Here is a 25,569-nt window from a genome sequence, read left to right as displayed (position 1 = left end):
CCGGCACCCGGCACCTGGCACCCGGCACCCGGCACCCGGCGCGCTCACCGGGCAACGGTGCCGACGTTCTCCTCGGCCGGCCGTGATGTGCGTCGTCAGGCGATGCCGAACCACTTGGTGCACGTCCAGCGGTTGCTGGACTTCAGGCAGGCGCGGAACCAGCGGCCGCTCGGCTGGTTCACGCCGCGGGTGTGGGCGCCCCCTCCCTTGGCCTTGTCCTGGCAGGCGTGGTAGCCGTGGCCGTAACCGTCGCCCCAGTCGAGCGAGATCCGGTCGCCTTTGTGAAGTTGCCCGCCGTGGACCCAGAAGACGTTCTGCCCCTTGTACGGCCTGTTGGTTGACTTGACCAGAGCCGCGAAGGCTCCGTTGCTTCGCTGGGTGGTGGCCACTTCGATGCCGTTGTGCGCGTTGATGCCCGGCCCGCACGTGTAGTTGATGGGACCCGCGGCAGCCTGCGCCTCCGCGGGCGCAGCACTCATCAGCAGTCCGGCCGCCACTCCGGCGACCATCCATCTCCGCGTCATCTCCCGCTCCTTCGCATCCGTCGATGAACGGAGCATGAACGAGGGCAGGTTGAGGATCCGTTGAGTCGGCGCTTGGTTCCGGTGATCTGTTCAGTCGGTGGTGACGTAACCGCGCCGGGGTGGCCGACCTGCGCCGGGCCGACGGGTTGCGCCGCGAGGAGCTGGCCGCGCTCGCCGGCATCTCGGCCGACTACCTGACCCGCCTCGAACAGGGGCGCGCGACCGCGCCGTCGGCGCAGGTCGTGGAGCCGCTGGCCCGGGCGCTGCGCTTGTCCGACGCCGAACGCGACCTGCTCCACCGGCTGGCGGGGCACGCCGCACCCGGCCCGGACCTCGTGCCGTCGCGCACACCCCGCAGGAGCAGGCCGAACACGAAGCCCGGCTCGTGGCCGACCTGCGTTTGACGGCCTCGCGCTACCCCGCCGACCGCACCCTGCGACGCTTGATCACCGACCTGACCTCCAGCAGCCCGCGCTTCGCCGAACTCTGGGATGCCGGTACGCCGCCGCCCTCGACCGACACGTCCCGACAAAGACCATCAACCACCCGGCGGTCGGCCCGATCACCCTCGACTGCGACACGCTGTTCGTCGCCCTGGACGACCTCCGCATCACCGTCTACACCGCCGAGCCAGGCACCGAGGACGCCGACCGCCTGGCCCTCGCCATCGCCTTGGGCACCCGCTCACTCCGGCTCTGACTGACCACCGCCGCCGGCTGGTGGGAGGCGGTGTGGCCTGGTCAGCGCGGTCGGAGACCAGACCGCAGGGTGCGGTGTGCGCCGCTAGGCACTGGCGGCGCGCTCGCGTTCGTACGCGGCGTTGATCCGCAGCGCCTCGGCGAGCTGGTCCTCCAGGATGATGATCCGGCAGGCGGCTTCCACGGGAGTGCCCTGATCGACGAGCTCTCGGGCCCGCGCGGCCAGGCGCAACTGGTAGCGGGAGTAGCGGCGGTGGCCGCCGCTGGAGCGTTTCGGCTCGATCAGATGGGCGGCGCCCAGGGCCCGCAGGAACGTGGGGGTGACGCCGAGCATCTCGGCGGCCGCGCCCATGCTGTAGGCGGGGTAGTCCTCGTCGTCGAACCGGTCCTCGGCCGTGCGTTCGGCCGTCGGTTCCGTGATTCTGCCGGGAGCCAGCGTGTCACCCTCGGCAGCCGAACGGCGTTGATCCATACATTCCCTTCTCGCCACGCGTACAGGGGCCCCGGCGCCTGTCGCGCCGGGGCCCCGAAAGAGTTCAACACCATCTACCGGCCGTCCGGCCGGCTTCCTGTTGTGCGCCTCCGCCGTACTGAGCGGCGGTGATGCGCGGATCGCGGATGCGTGACCGTAGACCACCTACCAATCCCGTGGAACTGCGGTACCCGAGCGGCGCACCTTCAGCCGGCAACGGGCGATCCCGATGGCGTCAATACTCCCTTCCTCTTCTTTCTCTTCCGGACCACTTGCCAACTTCATCTTCGGCAGCGCGTCCACGGTCAGGGCCCCTACCTACTGCGCTGGCCCGTCACGTCCGACCTTCTGCCGTCAACCTCTGACTTCATCGTGCTGCGGGCAGTTCGTCGTGATGCAGGAACTACTTTCGCTGCCCGGTAGATCCGTTTCTTGCGATGTCAGAAAACATAGCACCCACGCTCAGGAATGTCTACCACCGCGACTACAGATTTTCGGCTTCGGGTACGGCAGCCTTCGGCGGGGCGTGAGAGGGGAGACGCGGCTGGACGACACCGGGCGCCATTCGTCACGACCCGCACGCCCTGGCCTGGCCCGGCCGCGCGGCCGGGCTCCTGCTCGTCCGCGGATGGGTCGTGTTCCGCCGGCGGCGCACGCGCCGGAAGATCTCGCCGAGATTTTTCCGCCGGAGGTGTCGGATCGGGCCGGGGACGTTCGTGGTGAGGGTGAGAGGCCGCCCGAGAGGGGCGTCCCCACGGAATAGAGAAGGACGTTCCTCATGACCACCACCTTGACGGAGCCGGGCACCGTCGCCACACCCCGCTCCAGCCGGCCGATGTGGGCGATCCTGGGGCTGGTGCTGCTCGCCGACGCCCTCGACGTGATCGACGCGACCGTGACGAACATCGCCGCCCCCACCATCGCCCGCGACCTGCACGGCGGCGAGAGCCTGATCAAGTGGCTGGGGCCGGCGTACCTGCTCGCCATGGGAGTCCTGCTCGTGGTCGGCGGGCGGCTGGGGGACAAGTTCGGCCAGCGCCGGCTCTTCCTGGTCGGCATGGGCGGGTTCACCCTGGCCTCGGCGGTCGCGGGGTTCTCGCCTGACCCGGCCCTGCTGATCGGCGCCCGGATCGCTCAGGGAGCGTTCGGGGCGCTGCTCATCCCGCAGGGCATGGCGATCATGACGAAGGCGTTCGACCGGGACATGCTGGCCAAGGCGTTCGGGCTGTTCGGTCCGGTTCTCGGGCTCTCCAGCGTCGGCGGCCCGGTCCTGGCCGGTTTCCTCATCAGCGCCGACCTGTTCGGTCTGTCCTGGCGCCCGATCTTCCTCGTCAACATCGTCCTGGGCGTCGTCGGGCTGATCATGGCCGTCAGGATCCTGCCGCGTGACGACGACGCCGACCGGTCCACCGTCGTGGACGTCCGGGCCTCCGGCCTGCTCGGGGTCACCATGCTCGGGCTGCTGTACGGCCTGATCGAGGGCTCGACCAACGGCTGGGGCGTCGTCCCGATCGTCTCGATGGTCGTCGGTGTCCTGTTCTTCGCCGCCTTCGCCCACCGCCAGCGCACCGCGGCCCACCCGCTCATCATGCCCTCGCTCATGAAGAACCGGAGTTTCACCTCCGGGCTGCTCGTGTGCCTGGTCGCCGTCGCCGCCGGCGGTGGCCTGCTCTTCGTGCTGTCGCTGTTCCTGCAGGAGGGGCTGCACGCCGGGCCGCGCGAGACCTCGCTCGGCCTGCTGCCGCTCACCCTGGGGTTCGTCGCCGCCGGGTTCGCCGCCATGGGCGGCCTGATCGTCAAGCTCGGCCGCCGGCTGATCTTCATCGGCCTCACCGTCGTGCTGGCCGGTTGCGGCTGGATGCTGGGCCTCGTCGTCCACTCCGGTACGGACATCAGCCTCTGGGCGCCGGCCCCGGCGTTCTTCGTCATCGGCGTCGGCATCGGCCTCAGCTTCGCCACGATCCCGACCGTCGCTCTCGGCGACGCGAGCCCTGCGGAAGCCGGCAGCGCCAGCGGCTCCTTCAGCTCCATCCAGCAGCTCGCCTCGGCGATCGGCTCGGCCGCGGTCACCTCGGTCTTCTTCCAGGCCGCGACCTCCGGACCGGCCCACGCGATGAAGGTGAGCCTCGTCGTCGTCCTGGCCGTCACGGCCCTCAGCCTTCCCGTCGTCGCCCTGATGCCCCGCAAGGCGCCGTCAGAGCCCCAGGAGTGAGCGCCCGCCTGACGTGGCGGGGATGGCCGGTCGGCGAGGTTCTCTCACCTCGCCGGCCGGCCTTTCTGCGCGAGCCGTTCCGGCGCGGGGGCGGGGGAGCCCGGCGCGGTGGGCGGGTGGAGGGTGGTGATGCCGGTGAGGACGAGATCGACGCCGGTGAGGAACTGTTCGCGGTCGTCGTGCCCGCGCATCTGCTCCGCGATCGCCCGTACGAACGGGTAGTCGTCGGGGTCGAGCTCCTGCCACGCCCTGGAGGCGGTGTCGAGGAACGCGGCGCGGTCCGCCGCGGAGAGGGGGGCGGCGTTCTGGGAGGTCTGGGTGGTGGCGCCGAGAAGGTAGTGGACCAGCGTCGAGGCCACGGCGAACCACTCGGACCGCGGCACGCCCAGCGCGCGGACCGGCCGGCCGATGCTCTCGAAGATCCGCAACGTCACCGGCCCCCAGGGGTTGCGGGTGAACTGGACCGCGAGCTGGGCGGCGAGCCACGGGTGCCGGGTGACCGCGTCGAACAGGCCGAGCGCGGCGGCGCGGATCTCGTCCTGGGGCGTGGCCGCGGCCTCGCCGGCTCCGGCGGGCTCCGCGGGCTCGGCGGAACGTGGGGCCAGGGCGGTGGCGACGACGGCGTCGGTCGCGGCTTCCAGCAGCTCGCTCATGTTGCCGATGTGCCAGTAGATCGCGCCGGGACCGGTGGCCAGGCGGCTGGTCAGCGCCCGGACCGTCAGGGCGTCCGCGCCCGTCGTGTCCAGCAGCTCGACGGCGGTCTCGATGATGCGCTCCCGGGTGAGCACCTGCCTGCGTCGCTCCGACCGGCGTGTCCGTGTGGCCATGCGGGTCATTCTGGCAGGTTTGGAGCATCGATCCACAATGGAGTACCGTTCCAGAGTTGGAGCGTTGCTCCACAAGCCGCCCGGGTCTCGCCGGGCGGCCGTGATCGAGGAGGCTCGACGTGTACGACGTGTACGACGTGGTGATCGCGGGAGCCGGCCCGGTGGGCCTGTTCCTGGCCGGCGAGCTCGCGCTGGCGGGCTGCTCGGTCCTGGTGCTGGAGCGGGAGCAGGAGGAGACCTCGCCGTGGAAGGCGCTCCCGCTGGGGATGCGGGGCCTGAACGCCGGATCGGTCGAGACGTTCTACCGCCGCGGGATGCTGGAAGAGCTGCTGGAGGCGTCAGGCGCCGACGGGGCGCGGATCGGCGCGGACCCCGCCGCGCACGAGCCGCCGGCTCCTCGCGGGGTGAGCCACTTCGCAGGCATGCAGCTCGACCCGGCCGCCGTCGACACCGCCGCGCTCCCGTTCCGGCTGCCGGGCCCGGCGATGGAGGGCATCGTGACCAGCCTCGACGCGGTCGGGAAGGTGCTGGCAGGGCGGGCGGCCAGGCTCGGCGTACGGATCCTGCGGGGCGTTCCCGTCGAGGCCGTGACCCAGGACGGCGACACCGTCGTCACGCGGGCCGGCGGGCACGACCACCGGGCGCGCTGGCTCGTGGGGTGCGACGGCGGGCGCAGCGCGGTGCGCGCGCTGGCGGGCTTCGGCTTCGTCGGCACCGAACCGCTCTTCACCGGCTACGTCGCCCACGTCACCTTCGCCGATGCGCGGAAGCTGAAGCCGGGCTTCAACCTGACACCGGCGGGCATGTACCTGCGGACGCCCTTCGAGGGGCACCTGGGCATGATGGACTTCGACGGCGGCGCGTTCGACCGCTCCCGGCCGCTGACGCGCGAGCACCTTCAGACGGTCCTGCGCCGGGTCTCCGGCACCGACACGACGCTCACCGACGTCCACCTCGCCTCCAGCTTCACCGACCGCGCGATGCAGGCCACGACCTACCGGAACGGCCGCGTCCTGCTCGCCGGCGACGCCGCCCACATCCACTCCCCGCTCGGCGGCCAGGGCCTCAACCTCGGCATCGGCGACGCCGTGAACCTCGGCTGGAAACTCGCCGCCACCATCCGCGGCACCGCGCCGGAGGGCCTGCTCGACACCTACACCGCCGAACGCCACCCCGTCGGCGCGGCGATCCTCGACTGGTCGCGCGCCCAGGTCGCGACCATGAACCCCGGCCCCAACGCCCCGGCCCTGCGACGGCTGGTCCGCGACCTGCTCGGCACCCGCGACGGGACCACCCACGTCTTCCGCAGCACCTCGGGGCTGTTCCACCGCTACGACCTGGGCAGCGACCAGCCGCTCGTCGGCCGTACCGCCCCGGACTTCCGCCTCGCCGACGGCACCCGCCTCGGCGACCTGCTGCGCGAAGGGCACGGCGTCGCGCTCGACTTCACCACCGGCCGGCGCCTGCACGACGCGGCGACGGGCTGGAAAGGCCGGATCCGCTACGCGGCCGGGCCGGTGAGCGACGACCTCGGCTTCGGCGCCCTGCTGATCCGGCCCGACGGCATCGTCGCCTGGACCGGCGACCACGACCCCGACCCGGAGGCGTTCCGTGGCGCCGCGACCCGCTGGTTCGGCGATCCGGCCCTCTGACAGGGCGCCGCAAGGGGGAAGGCGGTGGTGGCGGGCGGCGTCGAGTTCTGCGGCACCCTCACCTTCGCGGCCCTCCTCTCCTACGAGGCGTTCCCGGCAGGGGCGCCCGCGCCGCCGCCGCACAGCGCCTGCCGCTTGAAGGCGGACAGTGCCTCATCGATGGGGTGGCGCTGCGGCTCGCCCGAGGGGCCGATCCTGTTCCACCTCGCGAGGTTCATCGCGACGGAGACCTGGCGCCGGCCGTCGGCGCGGATCCAGGACTCCGTCTGGGCGCCCCAGACCGTCCCGTCGTGGCCCCAGAAGGTGCCGCAGCCGGGGATCCTGAGCACGTGCAGGCCGAGGCCGTAGGAGATCCGCTGCCCGGACTGGCTGATGACCGGGCCGGTACGCCGCATCCGGGCCAGCGACGACGGCTTGACGATCGTGCCGTCGAGCAGCTTGGCGTAGAAGCGGTTGAGATCCTCCACGGTCGACACCAGCGAGGCCCCGATCCCCGTCCACGACATGTCGTAGACGCTGTAGTCGCGCGGGGGGTCGACCAGGCCGAAGAACGCCTCGTACATCCGGGGATGCGGTCCCTTGAGGCGCGCTCCCGCCGGGAACGCGGTGTGCCGCAGGCCGGCGCGTTCGATGACGTTCCGGGTGATGTACGTCTCGGCGGCGGTGCCGGTCACCTTCTCCAGGAGCTCGCCGAGGATCAGGTAGTTGGTGTTGGCGTACACCCCCGGCGAGGCTCCGGGCCTGCCGACGGCGGGGGCCTTGAGTCCCATCTCGATCAGCTCGGCCGGGGTGAACCGCCTGAACCGGTTGTCGTCCAGGCTTTTGGGCGACATGTCGGGCAGGGAGGGGAACTTCTGGAGGGACGGGAACGCGGAGCCCAGGTACTCGGATATGCCGCTGGTGTGGTTGAGCAACATCCGGACCGTGATCCTCCTGCCGCGTTCGCCCGGCACCAGGCGCGGCAGGTAGCGCCCGATCGGCGCGTCGAGCTCGACCCGTCCCTTCTCGACCTGTTGCAGGACGGCGGCGGCGACGAACGTCTTCGCGAGGCTGCCGACGCGTTGCAGCATGCCGGGCGTGACGGGGCGGCCGGTCCTCAGATCGGCCACCCCGGAGGCGCCCCGCCAGACCCGGCCCCCGGAGCGCACCTCGGCGAACACCCCGGGCATGCCCGCGCGGTGGACCTCGTCCATGGCGGACTTCAGCCGCGCGGGATCGACCCCGGTCACCGCGTCCGTGGCGCCCGCAGTCCCGCCCGCCGTCCCGACCACCGCCCTGCCCGCCGTCCCGCCGGACGCGGGTACCGCCGTCACCGTGCCCGCGCCGACACCCAGCACGGCCACGCTCGCCCATGCCACCAGCCGGATCCTCATCCCGTCCGTCCTTTCGTCGTCCAGGGCCGGCCGCCGCGCTCGTGCCGCCGGCCGCTGATCGTGCACCTGCCGGACATCGTGGCCCGCTGGCCGGTCACAAGTCGTCCTGCCTCGGAAGACGCCTCGGACCGGCACCGGGGGAGCAGGGGCTCCGCGCGACTACATCGCGGGAAGTAGCGCTTCCTCGCGCTGGTTCCCCGGCCGGAGCGGGCGCCCCGCCGCGGCCGGAAGGTGCCCGCCCTTGGGAACCCCTTGGGTTTGGATCGCCGCTCCCGTGGGTGGCGCAAGCCGATGTTGGGGCAGCCGTGCCGCGCGGTTGGCCCGGCCGGACGGCCTGCCGGGAGACCATGAACACGTCAGAACGAAACCGGACATCTAGGGGTCGTTCATGCGAATCATCAAGAGCACATCGCCGGCTGCCGTGCTGGCAGCGGCCCTCATCGCCGTCGGAGGCCCGGCCGGCGCCGGATCGGCCGCCTCGTACCGCGCGGACGAGATCAACTGCGGTCCCGGTCCCGGGGGCGACGTCTTCGCGGTGGTCCAGCTGGACAACGAGCCCCACCCCGAGACGTGCGCCGTCGCGCAGAACGTCGCCAACGCCTGGGCGGCGGCCGGCAGCAGCACCGTGACCGTCTACGTGGACGGCAAGGACTGGATGTGCGGCGAGCGCCCGTCCGGCCCCAACTACTACACCGAGTGCGTCAACGGCGCCATGAAGGTGCAGATGCGCTCGTGACGCGCCGCCCTCGCGCGGGAGGGTTCCGGACGGACGGCTGACCGCGAATCAGCAAATCTGAGTATGTGGGTACTCATGTGCTCATTCATCAGGACACCGGATGCTGAGGCCACGTTCAGCCGTCCCGATGGGAGACCTGTCATGTGGCGATCGCTCCTTCCCGCGCGGAAGGCCGGGAAGATGCTCTTACGACGACGGCGCTGGACGGCGGTGACCGCCGTCACGGCGGTCCTCCTCACGTCGATGGTGGCGTTGAGCCCCCCGGCCGGCGCGGACACCGGTGTGAAGGTCACCGTGAGCGTGGACTACCTCAAGCAGATCGAGAGCCCGGACGGAACCGGTGACTTCTACACGGTCGTCAGCATCGCCGGCGAGACCTTCCCGCGCAGCCCGCGCATCGAGGACGACGAGTTCGAGCCGAAGGGCACCCCGGAGGCCCCGAACGGCTGGGTCTTCTCCAAGGACGTGACCCTGTCGGGCGGCAACACCACCGTCCCCGTCGTGATCCAGATCTGGGACTACGACAGCGGCGCCAACGGCGGCGACGACCACGTGGACATCAGCCCCAAGGACCGCAACGTGGACGTCGACCTCACCTACGACGTCCTCACCGACCGGTGGACCTCCTCCGACGACCTCACCTGGGGCGTCCCGTGCCTGCGCGGCACGGTCCCGAAGGGCCAGAGCTGCGCCACCGGCGACGGCGACGCCGACTTCCCCGACGTCAACGACGGCGCCGCGACCCGGATCGGCTTCACCGTCTCCTCCGAGGTCACCAGCAGCAGCGACAGCGACGGCGACGGGCTGAGCGACCTGGCCGAGCTCAACGGGATCCGCAACCCCGACGGCTCGATGGCGCTCGACCTGCCGGCGTTCGGCGCCGACCCGCGCCACAAGGACATCTTCCTCGAACTCGACTACACCCTGGGGCAGCAGCCGACCAAGGCCGACATCCTCGCCATGAAGGCCGCCATGAACGCGGCCCCGGTGACGAACCCGGACGGGACCGACGGCATCCATCTGTGGGTGGACACAGGGCCGCTCGTCGACACGACCGCGCGCAAGGGCGCGGCGACCGGCACGTGCGCGGACGGCATCGACAACGGCGCCGACGGCTGGATCGACGGCGCCGACGGCGACTGCACGTACCTGGACGGCAGCGCCGAGGACCCGTCGGGCACCCGGTGCGCGGCCACCGACACCGGCGACCGGACCTGCCTCGTGGGTGACAACCTCGGCGGCGGCGGCGCCGTCCCCGCGCTGAACAACTGCGGCATCGACGGCACGTTCCGGACCGCGGCCCGCAACACCGCCAACTTCGCGGCCGTACGGCGGGGCGTCTTCCGCTACGCGATCAGCACCTCGAAGGCCGGCAGTTGTGCCAGCGGCGGGCAGGCGAGCACCGACAACCGGTCCTTCGTCGAGTACAACCACGACGGCGGCACGTTGCTGCACGAGCTGGGCCACCTGCTCGGCCTGGAGCACGGCGGGTTCGAGATCGCCAACTGCAAGCCCAACTACGTCAGCGTCCTCAACTACGACCTGCAGGGCGGCATCCCGCGGGTCGGCGGCGGCCGCATCCTCGACTACTCGCCGCCGCGCACCGCGCTCAACGGCACCGGCCGCGGCAAGGTGCCCGGGCAGCTCGTCGAGACGGCGCTCAACGAGGGCGCCGCGCTCGACCCCACCGACCCGCGCAACCGCTTCGTGTTCGTCAACGGGCGTGACCAGTTGCCGGGCACGCCAGGAGTCCAGGGCCGCAAGGTCACCGAGGACCTCGACCGCGCCCCCGACTGGAGCGGCGACGGCCCGAACGTGCAGAACCCGGTCGTCCCGGCCGTCAACGTCAACACCGCCGGCCCCGACGGCCGGCCCAGCGACTGCGCGAAGAACACCTCGAGCACCGACACGCTGCGTGGCTTCGACGACTGGGCGAAGGTCGCGGTCTCCATCCCGTACGCCGGGTTCCGCGGCCTGCCGCGCCAGGCGAGCGACGAGACGCCCCCCGACCCCCAGCCGCTGGACGAGCCGAACCTGCCGACCCGGGAGGAGCTGGACCAGAGCTGGACCGACCTCAACACCACCGACCTCGGCGTGACCATCACCGGCAGCCCCGACCCCGTACGCGGCGGCCAGACCCTCACCTGGACGGTCACCGCCACCGACCACGGCCCCAACCCGGCCAGCTCGCCCCAGGTGGACGTCACCCTGCCCGCCGAGGTGACCTACGCGGGCAGCAGCATCCCCTGCGACCGCACCGGCCAGAAGGTGCACTGCGTCCTGGACGAGCTGACCTGGAACGCGTCCAAGACGTTCACCATCAAGGCGCAGGTCCCCGGCGACGTCGTCCACACGGGCGACGGCTGCACGATCACCGCCACGGCGGTCGTCGACAACCTCGCCGGACCCGACCCCAACCCCGGCAACGACACCGCCGAGGCCGACACCACCGTGCTGGTGAGGACCGACCTGGCGATCAACGGCCCGGCCAACGTCGCCAACGACGCGCCCGCCACCCTGCGCGCCACCCTCACCGACGCCAAGGGCAACCCCGTCAGGAACCGTACGGTCACCTTGACGCTCGGCAGTGGCGCGACGGCCCAGTCGTGCACGGCGGTCACCGGCGCCGACGGCGTCGCGCAGTGCGTGATCACGAGCGTGGCCCAGCCCGCCACGGCCACCAGCGTCCCGCTGACGGCCGCCTTCGCCGCCGACGGCTGCTACCTGCCCTCCGACGCCGCCGGTACCGCGAAACTGCTCTACTACACCGGCCGCTCGTACGCGCTGTCGCTGAAGCCGGCGCTGCTCGCGCAGACCATCGTGTCCGACACCGGCGAGGTCTCCACGGCCGCCGCCTCGACCAGGCAGAAGACGGCGGCCTCGGTCGACCTGCTGCTGGCCGGCGCCACCGGCCTGACGGCGGGCGTGGAGACCGGCCACGGCGTGTCGACCGGCCAGGCCGCGACGGGCGCGGTCACGGTGGGCCTGCCGGGCCTGCCGGTCATCCGGGCCACCGAGGTGCGCGCCACGTCCACCAGCACCTGCCACATCGGCCCCTACACGGCCGGCTCGACCGGCTCGGTCACCCTCGGGACGCTCACGGTCGGCGGCGTGTCCCAGGCGGCCGGCACGATCGCCCCCAACACCGTCATCCGCGCCGGGGTCCTGACCATCACCTTGAACGAGCAGGCCCCGGTGCCGGGAGCGTCGGCCGGGATGCAGGTCAACGCCATGCACATCACCGCCCCCGGCGTCGCCGACGTCGTGGTGTCGTCGGCGAGGAGCGACGTCCACAACTGTCCCTGACCATCCGCGAGACGTGAGCTCCGGCCCCGCCGCCGCGCGGGGCCGGAGTTCACGCGTCCACGGCGACGACCCGGGCCGGGCTGGTGACGTCCATGAGCATCGAGCACGAGAGCGTCCAGATCCGACCCGTCCGCGACGAGGACCGCCCCGCCGTCATGGAGCTCGTCTCCCGGCGCCGCCGTGGGTCACCGGGAGGAGGCGGTCCGGTTCACCCGCGTGCTCGACTGACCGGATCCCGGCGCAAACAGAATGGTTGTTCTGCTTGTAGGGTGTGACAAGAAGAACAGCCATTCTGTTTGGGAGGATCGTGATGCCTCGGCTCACCGACGCGCGCAAGGAACTCCGGCGCGCCCAGATCGCCGAGGCCGCCGTACGCTGCTTCGGCCGCCACGGCCTGAAGCGGACCTCGATCGCCGACATCATCGCCGAGTCCGGGCTCTCGGCCGGCTCGATCTACGCGCACTACCGCAACAAGGCCGAGCTGGTCCAGGAGGTCGCCCGCGAGGTGCTCGCCGAGCGGGCCAAGGTGCTCGGCGAGCACGCCGCGAGCGACACCCCGCCCGCCCCCGACGAACTGCTCGCCCGCCTGGTCGCGGCGATCGACCCCGCCAAGGCCCGGGTCGGCGTGCAGACCTGGGGCGAGGCGACCACCGACCCGGCCGTCCACGACATCGTCGTCGACATGACCTGCCGGATGCGCGCGATGCTGCACGACTGCGTCACGGCCTGGCTGGTCAAGGTCGAGCGCCACGAGCCGGCCGAGGCCCGGGAGCGCGCCACCCCGATCGCCCACCGGGTGATGGCGCTCTACCAGGCCGAGCTGCTCTACGCCGCCCTGGGATCGACGACCGGCGGGACAGCCTCATGATCACCGGGATCACCCGCGGCGCCGCGACCCTCCTCCACCCCTGCCTCATCTAAGGACGATCATGAAGGCCATCATCTACCGCGACAACGGCGCCCCCGACGTTCTCCGGCTCGTCGAGCGTGACCTGCCCGTGCCCGGCCCCGGCGAGGTCCGCGTCCGGGTCGCCGTGTCCGGGGTCAACCCGACCGACTGGCAGGCCCGCTCCGGCACCGCGCACCCCAAGCACTTCGCCGAGATCACCCCGCACCTCGACGGTGCCGGCGTCATCGACGCCGTCGGTGAGGGGATCGACCGGAGCCGGGCCGGCCAGCGGGTGTGGTTGTTCATGGCCGCCGCCGGGCGGCCCACCGGGACCGCCGCCGAGTTCACCGTCGTGCCGGCCGAGCGGGCCGTGCCGCTGCCCGACGAGGCCGGCTTCGACGTCGGCGCCTCGCTCGGCGTCCCCGCGCTCACCGCGCACCGCGCGCTCACCGTCGCCGAGGACGGGCCGCGCCGGCTGCGGCCCGGGGCGCTCGACGGCAGGGTGGTGCTCGCCGCGGGCGGGGCCGGGGCGGTCGGGCACGCGGTGATCCAGCTCGCCCGATGGGCCGGCGCCACCGTGATCAGCACGATCAGCAGCCCGGAGAAGGCCCGGCTGGCCACCGCCGCCGGCGCCCACCACGTGATCGACTACCGCGAGGGCGACCCGGCCGCCCGCATCCGCGAGGTCGCCCCGGACGGCGTGGACATCGTCGCCGAGGTGGCGCTCGGCGCGAACCTCGCGCTGGACCTGGCCGTGCTGCGGCCCCGCGGCACGATCTCGACCTACGCCAACGAGGGCGGCAAGCCGGTCGAGCTGGACGTGCTGCAGAACATGGTGCTGAACACCCGCCTGCAGTTCCTGGTGCTCTACACGGCCGGTCCTGAGGCGCGGGCGGCGGCCGTCGAGGACGTCGCCGCCGCGCTCCGCGACGGCGCCCTGCCGGTCGGCGAGGAGCACGGCCTGCCGCTGGTCCGGTTCCCGCTCGACCGCACCGCCGACGCGCACCGGGCGGTGGAGCAGGGCGTGGTCGGCAAGGTCCTGGTGGACGTCGGGCCGTGACGGCCGGCCGGCCGGTTCCGCCCCCGGGATCAGCGGGATCGCAGGGCGAGCAGCTCCGACACCGTGACGAAGCGGTACCCCTCCTCGCGGAGACCGCTGATCAGGCCCCTGAGCGCCGCACGGGTGTTGCGGCCGGTGGCGTACCACGGGTGGAGCAGGATGATCGACCCTGGCTCGGTCTTCTCGCGCACGGTCGTGACGATCTCGGCGGGAGTGGGAGTGGTGCCGGAGTCCGGCTCCACGTCCCACATCACGGTACGCCTGTGGTGATCGGCCAGGTAGAGCGGGAGGGCGAGCAGCTTCTTGCCCGTCGGCGGGCGGAAGAGGATCTCGCCGCGCTGGCCCGCCCTCCGGATCGCCGCATCGGTGCGCTGCACCTCGTCCGCCACGGTGGCGGCCGAGACGAAGACCATCCGCCGGTGCGTGTAGGTGTGGTTGGCGAGCTGGTGACCTCGGGCGACCAAGGCCCGCGCGGCCTGCGGCTGGGCCTCGACCTTGGAGCCGATGACGAAGAACGTCGCGCGGACGCCCTGTTCGGCGAGGAGGTCGAGGATCTCGGGGGTGTGCTCGTCGGGGCCGTCGTCGAAGGTCAGGGCGACGACCTTCTCGTCGGTCGCGACGCGGTTGACCAGCTCCCCGGCCACCTGAAAAGTCCGTGCGTTCATCAGCTGGTACAGGCCCAGCGCCGCCAAGAGCAGGAGGGCGACAAAGGCCGCGAGCAGCTTGGACCATCTGCCTCGCGTGCCGGTTTTCGCATTCATGGATGATCATGGAACCAGAGATCCGGCGAGCCCGGTAACCGCGCCTCGGGACGGCGCGGAGCGGAATCGGGTCGCGGGGTCGCGTGCCGGGCCGGGAGGGTGGCACGATGACGGAGATCGTGCTGCTGCCCGGCGGCGGGCGCAGGTCCACGGACTGGCGGCTCGCCGGGCCGCTGCTGGAGGCGGCTGAGGATCGTCGCGGCCCTGTGGGCCTCGGAGCATCCCGAGTGCCCGCTCGCGGTCAACCTGGACGGTCACACCAATCCCACCGGGCCCTTCGACGCCTACGTCCGCGGCTTCGCCCGCGAGCTGGCGGCGGTCGCCGGGCGGACTCCGCTGCTCTCCCTCGCCGATCTGGCCACCGGCCACGACATGCACCTGGAGGCTCCGCACGAGGTGGCGCGCCTCATCCTCGGCCGGCTGGGCTCCGGCGCCCTCAGGTGACGCGCCAGGCGAGGGCGTACGGCTGGGGTCCGGTGGTGATGCGGTGGGCGCGGACGGTGATGGTGGCCTGCCCGGCGGGGACGCCGGTCCACCAGACCTGCTCGACGTTGTTGTGCCGGTCGTAGCCGGTGGCGCTGCCCATGTTGCCGTGCCGCTCCTGGCCGTCGCCGGCGCGGACGACGAGGTCGAGGTCGTTCTGCAGGCCGGCCCCGGGCGGGTCGGTCCAGACGAGGGTGACCTTCAGCGTGGCGGCGGCGCCGGCGGCCCGGTTCTGGAGGGTGATCGTGGTGGTGCGCTCCTGCTCCTGATCGAGAGGGTCGCCCTGCAGGAAACCGGCGTCGCGGGTCCTGCCGGGGATGACGATGGAGCGGGCCAGGTCGGCCCGGCCGAAGCCGGAGTCGTTGTTGGGGCTGCTGCCGGCCTCGGTCTGGGCGTACTGGCCGGTCAGCTCGACGGCGCCGTTGATGAGCAGGGCCTTGACGAGGGCCGCCGTGGGATCGGGGGTGCCGTTCCTGACGAGGCTCTCGCGGACGACGGCGGCGCAGCCGGCCACCAGCGGGCAGGCCATGCTGGTGCCGCTCTTGAACGACAGCAGCGGATCGCGGGAGACGCCGTCGTGGGTGCCCGGCTCGGCGACACGGGACTGGGCCGACAGCACGCTGGTGCCGGGGGCGACCAGGTCGGGCTTGTAGCGGCCCTCCTTGGTCGGGCCGCGGTTGCTGAAGGCGGCCATGCCGTGGGCCGCGGCGGCCATCTGGTCGGAGCGGATGGGCTCGGCGGGGAAGGACTGCGGCTTGCGCTCGCCGTAGGTGACGGGGATGTCGGGGCGGGCGTTCTCGCTGGCGCCGACCGTGATGCAGTTCTTGGCCGCGGCCACGCCGCCCACCGAGCCGTGCTCGACCACGCCGTCGCCGTCGGTGTCGGCGGCGTCGTTGCTCGCGCAGAAGCAGATCACCATGTCGGGGTGGCGCCAGACGAAGTCGTCGACCTCCCAGCCGCCGTACTCGTAGGGCAACCCGGCCTCCAGCGGGCCCCAGGAGTTGTTGTGCACCCGGACGCCGTCGGCGTAGTAGACCGGCGTGAAGAGCTCGCGTACGTCGTCGGGGATGCCGCCCCACGTGCCCTCGTCGTCCAGCATGGACTGGAGCACCAGATGGGCGCGCGGGGCGGTGCCCTCGATCCGGCCGCCCATCTCGGGCGAGTCGATGCTGCCCAGGACGGAGCCGGCCACGTGCGTGCCGTGGCCCTGCGGGTCGTCGGTCCTGCCGGGGCGGCCGAAGGCGTACAGCTTGCGTACCCGGCCGGTGAAGGCGGGGTGCACGTCGGTGGTGGAGCCCCTGTCGAAGCCGCTGTCGGCCATGCCGACGACCTGTCCCTCCCCTTGGTAGACGGTGTCGCCGACGAGGACGTCGGCGTTGAGGATGACGCGGGCGATGTTGTTGGCCGGGCCGTGGCGGGGCACGCGCAGGACGGCGCGGACCTCGTCCCAGGAGGCCAGCTCGGCGACGGCGGTGGCGGACGCGACGAGACGGGCCTTGCGCGCGCTCACGCGCGGCGGGCCCTGCGCGGGATCGGCGACGCCGGCCAGCCGTCCGCGCAGGCCGGGCGCCGTGACGTCCACGCCGTCGTGGAAGATCACGTCGATGAGCACCGACCCGGCCGCCTCCGGCTCCGGCGCGTCCCGCGGGCCGGTGCCGCCCTGGAGGCCGGTGCGGCTCTGGAGGCCGGCGTCGATCTTGAGGTCGGCGTGCAGGACGTCGGCCCACACCACGTACGGCAGGCTCCGCACCGCTTGCAGGTCGGCGGGACGGTAGCGGCACAGGTAGGCGTCGTCCGGGACGTATTCCAGGATCTGGACGCCCGCCCGCGCCAGCTCGGCCTTGCTCTCGGCGGTCAGCGGGCCGTTCACCTGCACGAGGATGTGGTCGGATCGGGAGGCGTCGGCGGCGGGCAGCCGTCCGGTGCCGCGGGCGGGGTCGAAGGTGTGGCCGTTGATGGAGATGCGCGTCATGACGCCGCCAGGGGGATGACAGACACGGAAGTCGCCTTTCGCGAAGTTCCTTGCTCAGGGGGACTTGAGCCCCTTGGTGTAGTTGCCCACCCGCGTCCATCACTTACAGTTACTTCTAGTTACAATGTGTATTCGTCATGGGATGCGCCGCCGACCGGCAGGTTCCATCCGGAACGTACGACATCGAGGTCGGCGGCGAGCCGCGGAACGTGGTCCAGGCCCTGCGTCACCTCGACGTCGCCACCGCCGCCCGGGCCCGCTCAGGGCTTCACCACCGGCGTGGTCTGGGCCAGCGCGATCCGCCAGGTGCCGTCCTCCTTGACCAGCACGAACGTCAACGCTCCCGTACGGCCGTCGTCGACGTGCTTGATCAGGCCGGCCAGCGCCACGTCCGGCCGCAGGAATGTGATGTCGAGCAGCTCGTTCCTGGTCAGCACGTCCTTCAGCGGGGTGCGCAGCGCGCCGGCCATGACCTCCCTGACCTGGGCGCGGCCGCGCAGCCGGGTGCCGGTGAAGTTGACCAGGCTCACCTCCTCGGTCAGCAGCCCGGTGAAACCGGCCACGTCGCTCTGCAGCTTCTCGGCGTCCCGGACCACCTGCTCGATCGCCTCGATGTCGGCGTTCATGTCACATCTCCTCAAATAGCGGAGCGAATCGCTCCGCTATGAGCGTATGCCGGAGCGATTCGCTCCGCAAGGGGTAAGCTGAAGGACGATGACCACGCGCAAGAACCTCACGGAACGCAACGACCGCGCGCTGCTCCAGGCCGCCCGGGACGTGCTCGCCGAGGACGGGGCGCACGCCTCCGTCGCCGCCATCGCCGCCCGCGCGGGCCTCGGCATCGGCAGCCTCTACCGCCGTTACAGGACGAAGGAGGAGCTGTTCCAGCGGCTCAGCGTGATGTCCCTCGACCACTGGAACGAGGTGGCCGAGCGGGGCCTGGCCGAGCCGGACCCGTGGGCGGGCCTGGCGGGGTTCGTGCGCGGGTGCGTCGAGTTCGGGCAGGGCTCGCTGGGGCCCATCGCCGGCGCCATCGCGGTGACCCCGGAGATGGACGCCAAGGCCCGGCGCGGCGACGAGCTGCTCGACGAGCTGGTACGGCGAGCGCACGAGGCCGGCGTCCTCCGGGGGGACGTCACCGCGGTCGACATCTCACTGCTCATCGAGCAGCTCGGCCGCTCCCCGGTGGTCGACCAGCTACGCAAGCAGGGCAGGGACGACCTGCTGCCCGCCGCCGCCGAGGCGCGCCGGCGGCTGATCGCGATAGCCCTCGACGGCCTGCGGCCGGGACACGGCCCCCTGCCCGGTTCGCCGCCGGGGGAGGAGCTCTTCACCGGCCGCTGGTCGAGCCCGCGGGACGCCGGGCCGGTCGCGGCCGAGGAGGACGCGCCCGGCCACGGAGGTGACGCCGGTCGCTGACGGTCGCCGCGAGGTGGCCGGCCGCCTTCGTTCAGCCGGTCGTCTTCGTTCAGCCGGGTGCCTTCGTTCGGCGCGGCGCCGTGGGCCGGTGGTGCGGGAGCAGCAGGCCGGCCGCCGCGACGGCCACCCCGAGCCCGGCCGCGATGAGGAAGACGCGGTCGTAGCCGGCGGCGAGGGCGGCCGGGGAGCTCCCGCCGTCCGTGGCCCAGGTGGCGGCGGTGGCGAGCACCGCCAGGCCCAGCGAGCCGCCTGCCTGGCCGGCGGTCTGGGCCAGGCCGCCGACGGTCCCGGCGTCGCCCTCGGGCGCGTCGGCGGTGGTGGCGGCCATGAGGGTGGGGAAGGTCAGCCCGATGCCGGTGGCGACGAGCAGGGTGGGGCCGAGGACGCCGGCCAGGTAGCCGCTGCCGGGGCCGGCCTGGGCGAGCCAGCCGAACCCGGCCAGGAAGCAGGCGCCACCGGCGAGGATCAGGGGCCGTACGCCGGCGCGCGGCAGCAGGGTGGCGGCCACCCGCGCGACCACCAGGAACGTCACCGCCGCCGGCGTCTGCCCGAGCCCGGCCCGGAACGCGTCGTGGCCGAGGACGTTCTGCAGGAACAGCGAGGTGAAGTACCACATGGCGATGGTGATCCCGCCGAACAGCAGTAGCATGCCGCCGCCGACCGCCACCCCCCGGATGCGCAGCAGCCGCAGGGGCACCGTCGGCCGGGCGGCGAACCGCGCCTCCACCAGGACGAAGGCACCGAGCAGGAGCAGGCCCGCCACGACCGGCCCGAGGACCGGCGCCGAGGTCCAGCCCTGCTCGGTGCTGTGCATGATCCCGTAGATCAGCGCGGCCGGCCCCGCCGTGCCGGTGACCGCGCCGAGGAGGTCGAGCCTGTCCCGCCGGGCGGCCCGGGTGCCGGGCAGCGCCCTCAGGGCCGTGACGATCAGGGCCACGCCGATCGGCACGTTGATCAGGAAGACCCACCGCCAGGACAGGCCGGTGGTGAGGGCACCGCCCGCGACGGCACCGGCCATGCCGCCGACGCCGCCCGCGGCCGACCACGCGCCGAACGCGCGGGCCCGCGGGCCGCCCTCGGCGAAGCTGGTGTTGATCACGGCCAGCGTGGCCGGGGCCAGCAGCGCGGCTCCCACGCCCTGCACGACGCGGGCCGCCACCAGGACGCCGGGGAGGGTCGCCAGGCCGGCGGCCAGGCTCGCGGCGCTGAACAGCACCAGCCCGGCGGCCAGGACCCGGCGCCGGCCGAACAGGTCGGCGGCGCGGCCGCCCAGCAGCATGAAGCCGGCGAAGGTGAGCAGGTAGCCGTTCACCACCCAGGCCAGGCCGGCGGGGGAGAAGCCGAGGTCCCGGTCGATCGAGGGCAGCGCGACGTTCACGATGGAGGAGTCCAGGATCACCATGAACTGGCAGGCGCACACCAGCGCCAGGACCATCCAGGCGGGGCCGGCCCGCCCCGGGTCGCGGACGCCGGGCACGGAGATGGCGGACGGTTGAGAGGTCACGAGGGCTCCTGAAGGGGACGAGGGCGGGGTGGTGGCGCCGCTCACGCGCCGTGGGCGGCCGCTTCGAGCCCGGCCCCGCCGTCGTCGGCGGCGGGGCCGCCCGCCAGCAGCCGGGTCGTGATCTCGGCCAGCCGCCGTCCCTGGTGGCGGGCGGCGTCCAGTGCCGCGCTCCCGAGGTCGGCCCCGGTCGGGCCGGTCACGGCGGAGGCGCCGTAGGGGTTGCCGCCGGCGGCGTACACGGCCGGGTCGGTGAAGCCGGGCGGGACGATCAGCGCGCCCCAGTGGTAGAACACGTTGCCCAGCGACAGGATCGTGGCCTCGTTGCCGCCGTGCCGGTTGTGGGCCGAGGTGAAGGCCGTGACCGGCTTGCCGGCCAGGCCGCCCTCCTGCCACAGCCCGCCGGCCTGGTCGATGAACTGCTTGAGCTGCGCGGCCGGCGTGCCGAACCGCGTCGGCGTCCCGAACGCGTACGCGTCGGCCCACACCAGGTCCTCGATCGACGCCTCGGCGATCGTGGTGGTGGCGTCGTGGTGGCGCTGCCACCGGGGGTTCTGGGCGATCGCGCTGCCGGGTGCCAGCTCGGCGACGCGCCGCAGCCGTACCTGGGCCCCGGCCGAGGCGGCGCCTTCGGTGACGGCCTGGGCGAGGGCGTGCACGGTGCCCGTCGCGCTGTAGTAGATGACGGCGACCTTCGCGGTCATGTCGGCTCCCTGAGGGTCGGATAAGATTAGTTATGCGGATAACGTTAGGCGCATAATAGTTATGCGCCTAACGAAGTTGTCAAGGGAGTGTTCGTGGACTTCGACCAGGCCGACGCCGTCAACCAGGCCATCCGCCTGCTGAGCCTGCGCCACCGGGCCAGGATCGCCGAGCTGTTGGCCCCTCACGGGCTGCACCCCGGGCAGGAGGCGCTCCTGCTCGAACTCGCCCGTACCGGCCCGATGATCCAGGCCCAGCTCAGCGAGGCGCTCGGCGTCGAGCGGCCCAGCGTCACCCTCATGGCCCGCAAGCTCGAAGCCGCCGGCCACATCCGGCGCAGCTCGGCTCCCGGCGACCAGCGCGCCACCGTCGTCGAGCTCACCGACGGCGGCAGGGCCCTGACCGACCAGGTCAAGCAGCTGTGGTGCGTCCTGGCACAGGAGACCGTCGCGGGGCTGAGCGCCGGGACGGTGGCGGAGCTGCCCGGCCTGCTCAGGACCCTGGCGCGCAACGTCGACACCAGGCACCCCCACAGGCGCCGGGACGACGCGGCCCCCGGCCCGCGTCCCGAGGACCCCCCGGCGTGACCCCGCCCTCCGGCGGCAGCTCGTGGACGAGTCCTGACGACCCCGACGACCCTGACGACCCTGACGACCCTGACGAAAGTAAGGGCGCGAGCTGGTCTTTCCGGCATGTCGGGCAGGATGGCGCCGTTTCTACAGTGCTGAGCGTGATCAGAAACCGACGTAACCCCGCAGCCCTCCTCCTCGCGATGGCGCTGGCCCTGCCGGTCGCGGCCACGACCGCCGCCGCCACGTCATCGCCCGCCGCCGCCACGCCCACCGCGCCCACCGCCGCTGGCGCCTCCGACGTGCGCTTCGCGATCCCCCGCCCCACGGGCCGGTACGGCGTCGGGCGCGACACCCTGCACCTCGTCGACACCGGCCGCCGCGACCCGTGGGTGCCCGCCGCCGCGCGCGAGCTGATGGTGTCGCTGTACTATCCGGCACGCACCGGCGGGAGCGCCGCGCCGTACATGACCGTCGACGAGGCCCGTGCCCTCCTCAAGGGGCAGCGGCTCGACACCGTCTTCGAGCCCGGGCAACTCGCCGGCGTCAGCACGAACGCGCGCCAGGACGCCCGCCCCGTCGGCGGCAGGCACCCCCTGGTGGTGCTCTCGCCCGGATTCACCCTCAACCGCGCCACCCTGACCACCCTCGCCGAGGACCTCGCCTCCAGGGGCTACGTCGTCGCCCTCGTGGACCACGCCTACGAGTCGTTCGGCACGAGTTTCCCCGGCGGCCGCACGCTGACCTGCGTCGCCTGCGAGGCGGTGGAGAGCGCCCCCTCCGACGAGGCGGAGAAGGAGCTGATGGCCAGGGCCGCGGCCGGCCGGGCGGCCGACCTGTCCTTCGTCATCGACCGGCTGACCGGCCCCGCGCGCTCCGTGCCCACCTGGAAGCACCGGCAGATGATCGACCCGCGCCGGATCGGCGCCGCAGGGCACTCGCTCGGCGGCAACGCCGCGGCCGCCGTCATGGCCGCCGACCCGCGCGTCCGCGCCGGGGTGAACCTGGACGGCTCGTTCTTCGCCCCCGTCCCGGCCTCCGGCCTCGGCGGGCGGCCGTTCCTCATGCTCGGCACCCAGAACCAGCACTCGCCCGGCGCCGCCGACACCACCTGGTCACGCGACTGGCCGCACCTGGACGGCTGGAAGCGCTGGCTGACCGTGGCCGGCGCCGGCCACTTCACCTTCATCGACCTGCCCATCCTGGGCGCCCAGGCCGGCATCACCGACCCCGGCGCGCCGCTGCCGGGCGGGCGGTCGGGAGAGATCACCACGTCGTACGTGGGCGCCTTCTTCGACCAGCACCTCCAAGGCCGGCACCAGCCCCTGCTGGACGGCCCGTCCGCCGCCGACCCCGAAGTGACCTTCCACAACCCCTGAGCCCGGGGCCCGTCGTTAAGCGAGAGGTTAACGCACGTTGTCGGACCTGCCGTTGTCGCCTGCCCCGGCCCGCGACCAAGCTGGAGCCGGAGATTTTCCCGGCTGAATCCGATGAGAAGGTAGGAAAGCGGTCATGAACCTGCACGTCACCGGCGACCCCCTCGGCGTCGCGGACATCGAGCAGCGGCAGCCCGAGCGGCGCCGAGCGAGATTCACGCTCAACGGCGTCCTCTGGTCGCTCCAGGTGGTGTTCGGCTTCTTCTTCGCCGGCAGCGGTTTCGGCAAGGTCCTGTTGTACGACGACGCCCTGTACGCGGCGGCGCCCCGGGCCGTGGCCTGGTACGCCGCGGTGCCGCAGCCGCTGATCGTCTTCATCGGGGTCTGCGAGGTGCTGGGCGGCGTCGGCCTGATCCTGCCGGCGATGGCGAGGGTCAAGCCGGTGCTGACGCCGCTCGCCGCCGCCGGGCTGACCCTGACGATGATCCTCGCGGCCGGCTTCCACATCATGCGCGGCGAGTACGCCCTGGTGCCGGCGAACCTCCTGCTGGGCGGCGCCTCGGCGGTCGTGGCGGCCGGGCGGTGGAAGCAGCGGCCCATCGCGCCCGCGGCCCTCACCACCTCGCGCGCGTTCGGGCCGGCCGCGGTCCTCGTCGCGGTGGTCCTGCTGACCTTCGTCCCGACGTGGTACACGATGACCAACGCGCCGTTCTGACACCGTGCCACGGCATGGGGGAGCGCCACGCGCAAAAATTGCGAGTCTCGCACTTTTGCGCGTGGCGCAAGTTCGTGTAGGGTCGTCTCATGGGGCTGCGAGAGCGCAAGAAGCAGGAGACCCGGATCGCGCTGAGCTGGGCGGCCATCAAGCTGACCGTCGAGCGCGGCTTCGACAACGTCAAGGTGGAGGACATCGCCGCCGAGGCGGGCGTCTCGCACCGCACGTTCAACAACTACTTCTCCAGCAAGGGCGAGGCCATCGCGGCCCGGCACCTGGACCGGGCGGTGCAGATCGCCGACGAGCTGCGGTCCAGGCCGGCCGGCGAGCCCCTGTGGGAGGCCATCGCGCACGCGGTGTTCGCCCGGTTCGCGCTGGGCGCGCGACCGGATGAGCACACGGTGGACGAGCGCTGGATCGCCGGGATCAAGCTGATGACCCAGCACCCGGAGCACCGCGGCGAGTTCCTCAAGGCCCACACGGCCGCCGTGGACGCGCTGGCCGCGGCGGTCGCCGAGCGCACCGGCACCGACACCACTCGCGACCTGTACCCGCACCTGGTCGCCGGCTCGGTCGGCGCCGCCATCCTCGCGGCCATCCACCTGTGGCTCCACGGGGACGCGCCGGCACCGTTCGAGCGGCTGCTGCGCGACGCCCTCGACCAGGTCGCCGCCGGCCTGCCCACACCCTGACCCTTCCCGTTCCCCCGTAGAGGACGCGCCGGCCCGCCGCCGGCCGATCCGTCATGCCCTGAAGGAGCACCATGATCGCCGATGTCGTCATCTCCGGAGCGGGGCCGAACGGGCTGATGCTGGCCTGCGAGCTGAGCCTGGCCGGGGTCCGCCCCCTGGTTCTGGAACGCCTGCCGGAGCGCACGGCGGACAACCGCGCCAACGGCCTGGTCGGCCAGGTCGTACGGATGCTCGACCGGCGCGGCCTGTACGAGCGGCTCACCGGGCACCAGGATCCGCCCCGCCCCGCTCCCGGGTTCGTCTTCGGCGCGCTGCCGCTCGACCTGGGCGTGCTGGGCGACGACAACTCCCTCTACCTCCTCCAGGTCCCGCAGCGCAGGATCGAGCAGATGCTGGAGGAGCGGGCCGTCGAGCTGGGCGCCGAGATCCGGCGCGGCCACGAGGTGACCGGCCTGCGCCAGGGCGCGGACGGCGTGAGCGTCGAGGTCGGCGGGCCGGCCGGGCCGTACACGATCGAGGCGCGCTACCTGGTCGGCGCCGACGGCGGCCACAGCGTCACCCGCAAGCTGGCCGGGATCGCCTTTCCCGGCGTGACGACCGACGAGGCGATCTCGCGCACCGCGCACGCCGCCGTGCCGGCCGAGCTCGTCGATCCGGTCACCGGCGGGCTCGACGTTCCCGGGTACGGGCTCGTCCCGCCGCTCATGCACCACCGGACCGAACGCGGCCTGTTCGTGTACGCGCCCCTGCCCGGCGCCCCCGCCCCGCTGATCTCCACCATCGAGTGGTCGGGACAGGACGCCGAGGGGCCGCTCACGCTCGCCGAGCTGCGGGCCAGCGTCCGCCGCGTGCTCGGCGCCGACCTCGCCCTCGGGCCGCCCGAAGGCCCAGGGCCGCACCTGACGCGCAAGCTCAACGGCGGCAGCACGCGCCTGGCCGAGCGTTTCAGGGACGGCCGGGTGCTGCTGGTCGGCGACGCCGCCCACGTGCACTCGGCGATCGGCGGCCCCGGGCTCAACCTCGGCCTGCAGGACGCGATCAACCTCGGCTGGAAGCTCGCGGCCGACGTGCGCGGCACGGCCCCCGCCGGCCTGCTCGACACCTACGAGTCCGAGCGGCGCCCGGTCGCCGAACGGGTGATCATGTCCGCGCGCGCCCAGTCCGCCCTGATCGCCCCGGGCGGCGAGGTCACCGGCCTGCGCGCGTTCCTCGCTGAGCTGCTCGACGACCCGCGCAACCTGCGCCGGGTCGCCGACCTGATGTCGGGCGCCGACATCCGTTACGACGTGGGCGGCGACCACCCGCTGGCCGGCCGGTGGGCCCCCGACCTGGAGCTCAAGGACGGCGCCCGGCTCGCCGAGCTGACCAGGGACGGCCGCCCGCTGCTGGTCGACCTGACCGGCGGCGGCGACTGGGGGTGTCCCGCGATCGCGGGGCTGCCGGACCCCGGCGTACCGTGCACGGCGCTGCTGCTGCGGCCCGACGGGTACGTGGCGTGGGCCACCGACGCCGCGCGGCCGGACGCCGGGTCCCGCGCGTCGCTCCGGGCGGCGGTGCGGCGCTGGCTGGGGGAGGGGGTGCCCCCACTGGACGGCGACTATCCAACCGCATAGTATCCTTTTCATCCGCA

At 72.8% G+C, this 25,569-nt stretch carries 22 protein-coding genes and 2 pseudogenes; 15 read left to right on the top strand and 9 right to left on the bottom strand.

What is annotated here, in order from left to right; genetic code table 11:
• Positions 1-95: 95 nt before the first annotated feature.
• On the bottom strand, positions 96-524 hold the full coding sequence (locus AB0H75_RS29575) for a hypothetical protein (protein ID WP_367801778.1): 429 nt from the start codon (positions 522-524) through the stop codon (positions 96-98).
• A gap of 119 nt (positions 525-643) precedes the next feature.
• Here AB0H75_RS29575 and AB0H75_RS29570 point away from each other — a divergent pair.
• From AB0H75_RS29570 to AB0H75_RS29560, 3 genes and pseudogenes are all read left to right on the top strand, one after another.
• A pseudogene (locus AB0H75_RS29570) lies at positions 644-808 on the top strand (helix-turn-helix domain-containing protein); the annotation flags it as partial.
• Between the two features lie 44 nt (positions 809-852).
• Positions 853-978, top strand: a pseudogene (locus AB0H75_RS29565) (hypothetical protein); the annotation flags it as partial.
• A gap of 32 nt (positions 979-1,010) precedes the next feature.
• On the top strand, positions 1,011-1,223 hold the full coding sequence (locus AB0H75_RS29560) for a hypothetical protein (protein WP_367802060.1): 213 nt from the start codon (positions 1,011-1,013) through the stop codon (positions 1,221-1,223).
• Positions 1,224-1,307: 84 nt separating this feature from the next.
• Here AB0H75_RS29560 and AB0H75_RS29555 read toward each other — a convergent pair whose 3' ends face one another.
• Positions 1,308-1,574 carry a MerR family transcriptional regulator gene (locus AB0H75_RS29555; RefSeq protein WP_367802058.1) on the bottom strand — a complete coding sequence of 89 codons (267 nt, stop codon included), beginning with the start codon at positions 1,572-1,574 and terminating at the stop codon, positions 1,308-1,310.
• 898 nt (positions 1,575-2,472) lie between these two features.
• Here AB0H75_RS29555 and AB0H75_RS29550 point away from each other — a divergent pair.
• Positions 2,473-3,906 (top strand): MFS transporter, encoded by a 1,434-nt coding sequence (locus AB0H75_RS29550; protein WP_367801776.1) that lies wholly within the window; start codon positions 2,473-2,475, stop codon positions 3,904-3,906.
• A gap of 44 nt (positions 3,907-3,950) precedes the next feature.
• On the opposite strand, the gene AB0H75_RS29545 is transcribed toward AB0H75_RS29550, so the two are convergent.
• Entirely contained in the window at positions 3,951-4,733 is a 783-nt protein-coding gene (locus tag AB0H75_RS29545) for a TetR/AcrR family transcriptional regulator (protein WP_367801774.1), read from the bottom strand.
• Between the two features lie 119 nt (positions 4,734-4,852).
• Here AB0H75_RS29545 and AB0H75_RS29540 point away from each other — a divergent pair, with 119 nt between their 5' ends.
• Positions 4,853-6,385 carry an FAD-dependent oxidoreductase gene (locus AB0H75_RS29540; protein ID WP_367801771.1) on the top strand — a complete coding sequence of 511 codons (1,533 nt, stop codon included), beginning with the start codon at positions 4,853-4,855 and terminating at the stop codon, positions 6,383-6,385.
• Between the two features lie 80 nt (positions 6,386-6,465).
• Here the strand turns inward: AB0H75_RS29540 and AB0H75_RS29535 are convergent, their stop codons facing one another.
• Entirely contained in the window at positions 6,466-7,758 is a 1,293-nt protein-coding gene (locus tag AB0H75_RS29535) for a serine hydrolase domain-containing protein (RefSeq protein ID WP_367801769.1), read from the bottom strand.
• Positions 7,759-8,146: 388 nt separating this feature from the next.
• Here AB0H75_RS29535 and AB0H75_RS29530 point away from each other — a divergent pair, with 388 nt between their 5' ends.
• The 4 genes from AB0H75_RS29530 to AB0H75_RS29515 all read left to right on the top strand — a co-directional run bounded on the left by AB0H75_RS29530 (position 8,147) and on the right by AB0H75_RS29515 (position 13,749).
• Positions 8,147-8,494: a hypothetical protein gene (locus tag AB0H75_RS29530; protein WP_367801767.1), complete on the top strand. Its 348-nt coding sequence runs from the start codon at positions 8,147-8,149 to the stop codon at positions 8,492-8,494.
• A 180-nt stretch (positions 8,495-8,674) separates the two neighbouring features.
• Positions 8,675-11,800: a choice-of-anchor P family protein gene (locus tag AB0H75_RS29525; RefSeq protein WP_367801765.1), complete on the top strand. Its 3,126-nt coding sequence runs from the start codon at positions 8,675-8,677 to the stop codon at positions 11,798-11,800.
• 310 nt (positions 11,801-12,110) lie between these two features.
• Complete coding sequence (locus tag AB0H75_RS29520; protein ID WP_367801763.1) at positions 12,111-12,668, top strand: TetR/AcrR family transcriptional regulator; 558 nt, start codon at positions 12,111-12,113, stop codon at positions 12,666-12,668.
• Between the two features lie 61 nt (positions 12,669-12,729).
• On the top strand, positions 12,730-13,749 hold the full coding sequence (locus AB0H75_RS29515; protein ID WP_367801762.1) for an NADPH:quinone reductase: 1,020 nt from the start codon (positions 12,730-12,732) through the stop codon (positions 13,747-13,749).
• A gap of 29 nt (positions 13,750-13,778) precedes the next feature.
• Here AB0H75_RS29515 and AB0H75_RS29510 read toward each other — a convergent pair whose 3' ends face one another.
• From AB0H75_RS29510 to AB0H75_RS29500, 3 genes are all read right to left on the bottom strand, one after another.
• On the bottom strand, positions 13,779-14,510 hold the full coding sequence (locus AB0H75_RS29510; RefSeq protein ID WP_367801760.1) for a polysaccharide deacetylase family protein: 732 nt from the start codon (positions 14,508-14,510) through the stop codon (positions 13,779-13,781).
• A 436-nt stretch (positions 14,511-14,946) separates the two neighbouring features.
• Positions 14,947-16,965, bottom strand: a complete 2,019-nt coding sequence (locus AB0H75_RS29505) for a S8 family serine peptidase (RefSeq protein WP_367801758.1) — start codon at positions 16,963-16,965, stop codon at positions 14,947-14,949.
• A 260-nt stretch (positions 16,966-17,225) separates the two neighbouring features.
• Positions 17,226-17,591 (bottom strand): SgcJ/EcaC family oxidoreductase, encoded by a 366-nt coding sequence (locus AB0H75_RS29500; protein ID WP_367801756.1) that lies wholly within the window; start codon positions 17,589-17,591, stop codon positions 17,226-17,228.
• Between the two features lie 88 nt (positions 17,592-17,679).
• Here AB0H75_RS29500 and AB0H75_RS29495 point away from each other — a divergent pair, with 88 nt between their 5' ends.
• On the top strand, positions 17,680-18,384 hold the full coding sequence (locus tag AB0H75_RS29495; protein ID WP_367801754.1) for a TetR family transcriptional regulator: 705 nt from the start codon (positions 17,680-17,682) through the stop codon (positions 18,382-18,384).
• A gap of 49 nt (positions 18,385-18,433) precedes the next feature.
• On the opposite strand, the gene AB0H75_RS29490 is transcribed toward AB0H75_RS29495, so the two are convergent.
• Positions 18,434-19,888 carry an MFS transporter gene (locus AB0H75_RS29490; protein WP_367801698.1) on the bottom strand — a complete coding sequence of 485 codons (1,455 nt, stop codon included), beginning with the start codon at positions 19,886-19,888 and terminating at the stop codon, positions 18,434-18,436.
• A gap of 41 nt (positions 19,889-19,929) precedes the next feature.
• Positions 19,930-20,589, bottom strand: a complete 660-nt coding sequence (wrbA, locus tag AB0H75_RS29485; RefSeq protein WP_367801696.1) for an NAD(P)H:quinone oxidoreductase — start codon at positions 20,587-20,589, stop codon at positions 19,930-19,932.
• A 93-nt stretch (positions 20,590-20,682) separates the two neighbouring features.
• Between wrbA and AB0H75_RS29480 the strand changes: the two genes are divergently transcribed.
• From AB0H75_RS29480 to AB0H75_RS29460, 5 genes are all read left to right on the top strand, one after another.
• Positions 20,683-21,174 (top strand): MarR family winged helix-turn-helix transcriptional regulator, encoded by a 492-nt coding sequence (locus AB0H75_RS29480; RefSeq protein ID WP_367801694.1) that lies wholly within the window; start codon positions 20,683-20,685, stop codon positions 21,172-21,174.
• Positions 21,175-21,317: 143 nt separating this feature from the next.
• On the top strand, positions 21,318-22,535 hold the full coding sequence (locus tag AB0H75_RS29475; RefSeq protein WP_367801692.1) for an alpha/beta hydrolase family protein: 1,218 nt from the start codon (positions 21,318-21,320) through the stop codon (positions 22,533-22,535).
• Positions 22,536-22,668: 133 nt separating this feature from the next.
• Positions 22,669-23,247 carry a DoxX family protein gene (locus AB0H75_RS29470; RefSeq protein ID WP_367801690.1) on the top strand — a complete coding sequence of 193 codons (579 nt, stop codon included), beginning with the start codon at positions 22,669-22,671 and terminating at the stop codon, positions 23,245-23,247.
• A gap of 89 nt (positions 23,248-23,336) precedes the next feature.
• The gene (locus AB0H75_RS29465) at positions 23,337-23,939 is read left to right on the top strand and encodes a TetR family transcriptional regulator (RefSeq protein ID WP_367801688.1); all 603 of its coding nucleotides are present in this window, start codon (positions 23,337-23,339) and stop codon (positions 23,937-23,939) included.
• A 71-nt stretch (positions 23,940-24,010) separates the two neighbouring features.
• A complete protein-coding gene (locus AB0H75_RS29460) occupies positions 24,011-25,552 on the top strand; it encodes an FAD-dependent monooxygenase (protein ID WP_367801685.1) in 1,542 nt (513 codons plus the stop codon).
• The last annotated feature ends 17 nt before the right edge of the window (positions 25,553-25,569 follow it).

The organism is Nonomuraea sp. NPDC050783, from assembly GCF_040802095.1.
GTDB lineage: Bacteria > Actinomycetota > Actinomycetes > Streptosporangiales > Streptosporangiaceae > Nonomuraea.
Note: the sequence above shows the minus strand (reverse complement) of the source record. Positions and strands in the feature narration are given on the sequence as shown.

Bases quoted from the DNA above. Each gene is read 5' to 3' on its own strand.
- AB0H75_RS29465 (WP_367801688.1), top strand. From the start codon at position 23,337: ATGGGGCTGCGAGAGCGCAAGAAGCAGGAGACCCGGATCGCGCTGAGC.
- AB0H75_RS29575 (WP_367801778.1), bottom strand. From the start codon at position 524: ATGACGCGGAGATGGATGGTCGCCGGAGTGGCGGCCGGACTGCTGATG.
- AB0H75_RS29515 (WP_367801762.1), top strand. From the start codon at position 12,730: ATGAAGGCCATCATCTACCGCGACAACGGCGCCCCCGACGTTCTCCGG.
- AB0H75_RS29510 (WP_367801760.1), bottom strand. From the start codon at position 14,510: ATGAATGCGAAAACCGGCACGCGAGGCAGATGGTCCAAGCTGCTCGCG.
- AB0H75_RS29470 (WP_367801690.1), top strand. From the start codon at position 22,669: ATGAACCTGCACGTCACCGGCGACCCCCTCGGCGTCGCGGACATCGAG.
- AB0H75_RS29550 (WP_367801776.1), top strand. From the start codon at position 2,473: ATGACCACCACCTTGACGGAGCCGGGCACCGTCGCCACACCCCGCTCC.
- AB0H75_RS29535 (WP_367801769.1), bottom strand. From the start codon at position 7,758: ATGAGGATCCGGCTGGTGGCATGGGCGAGCGTGGCCGTGCTGGGTGTC.
- wrbA (WP_367801696.1), bottom strand. From the start codon at position 20,589: ATGACCGCGAAGGTCGCCGTCATCTACTACAGCGCGACGGGCACCGTG.
- AB0H75_RS29460 (WP_367801685.1), top strand. From the start codon at position 24,011: ATGATCGCCGATGTCGTCATCTCCGGAGCGGGGCCGAACGGGCTGATG.
- AB0H75_RS29555 (WP_367802058.1), bottom strand. From the start codon at position 1,574: ATGGGCGCGGCCGCCGAGATGCTCGGCGTCACCCCCACGTTCCTGCGG.
- AB0H75_RS29545 (WP_367801774.1), bottom strand. From the start codon at position 4,733: ATGGCCACACGGACACGCCGGTCGGAGCGACGCAGGCAGGTGCTCACC.
- AB0H75_RS29505 (WP_367801758.1), bottom strand. From the start codon at position 16,965: ATGACGCGCATCTCCATCAACGGCCACACCTTCGACCCCGCCCGCGGC.
- AB0H75_RS29500 (WP_367801756.1), bottom strand. From the start codon at position 17,591: ATGAACGCCGACATCGAGGCGATCGAGCAGGTGGTCCGGGACGCCGAG.
- AB0H75_RS29520 (WP_367801763.1), top strand. From the start codon at position 12,111: ATGCCTCGGCTCACCGACGCGCGCAAGGAACTCCGGCGCGCCCAGATC.
- AB0H75_RS29530 (WP_367801767.1), top strand. From the start codon at position 8,147: ATGCGAATCATCAAGAGCACATCGCCGGCTGCCGTGCTGGCAGCGGCC.
- AB0H75_RS29525 (WP_367801765.1), top strand. From the start codon at position 8,675: ATGCTCTTACGACGACGGCGCTGGACGGCGGTGACCGCCGTCACGGCG.
- AB0H75_RS29495 (WP_367801754.1), top strand. From the start codon at position 17,680: ATGACCACGCGCAAGAACCTCACGGAACGCAACGACCGCGCGCTGCTC.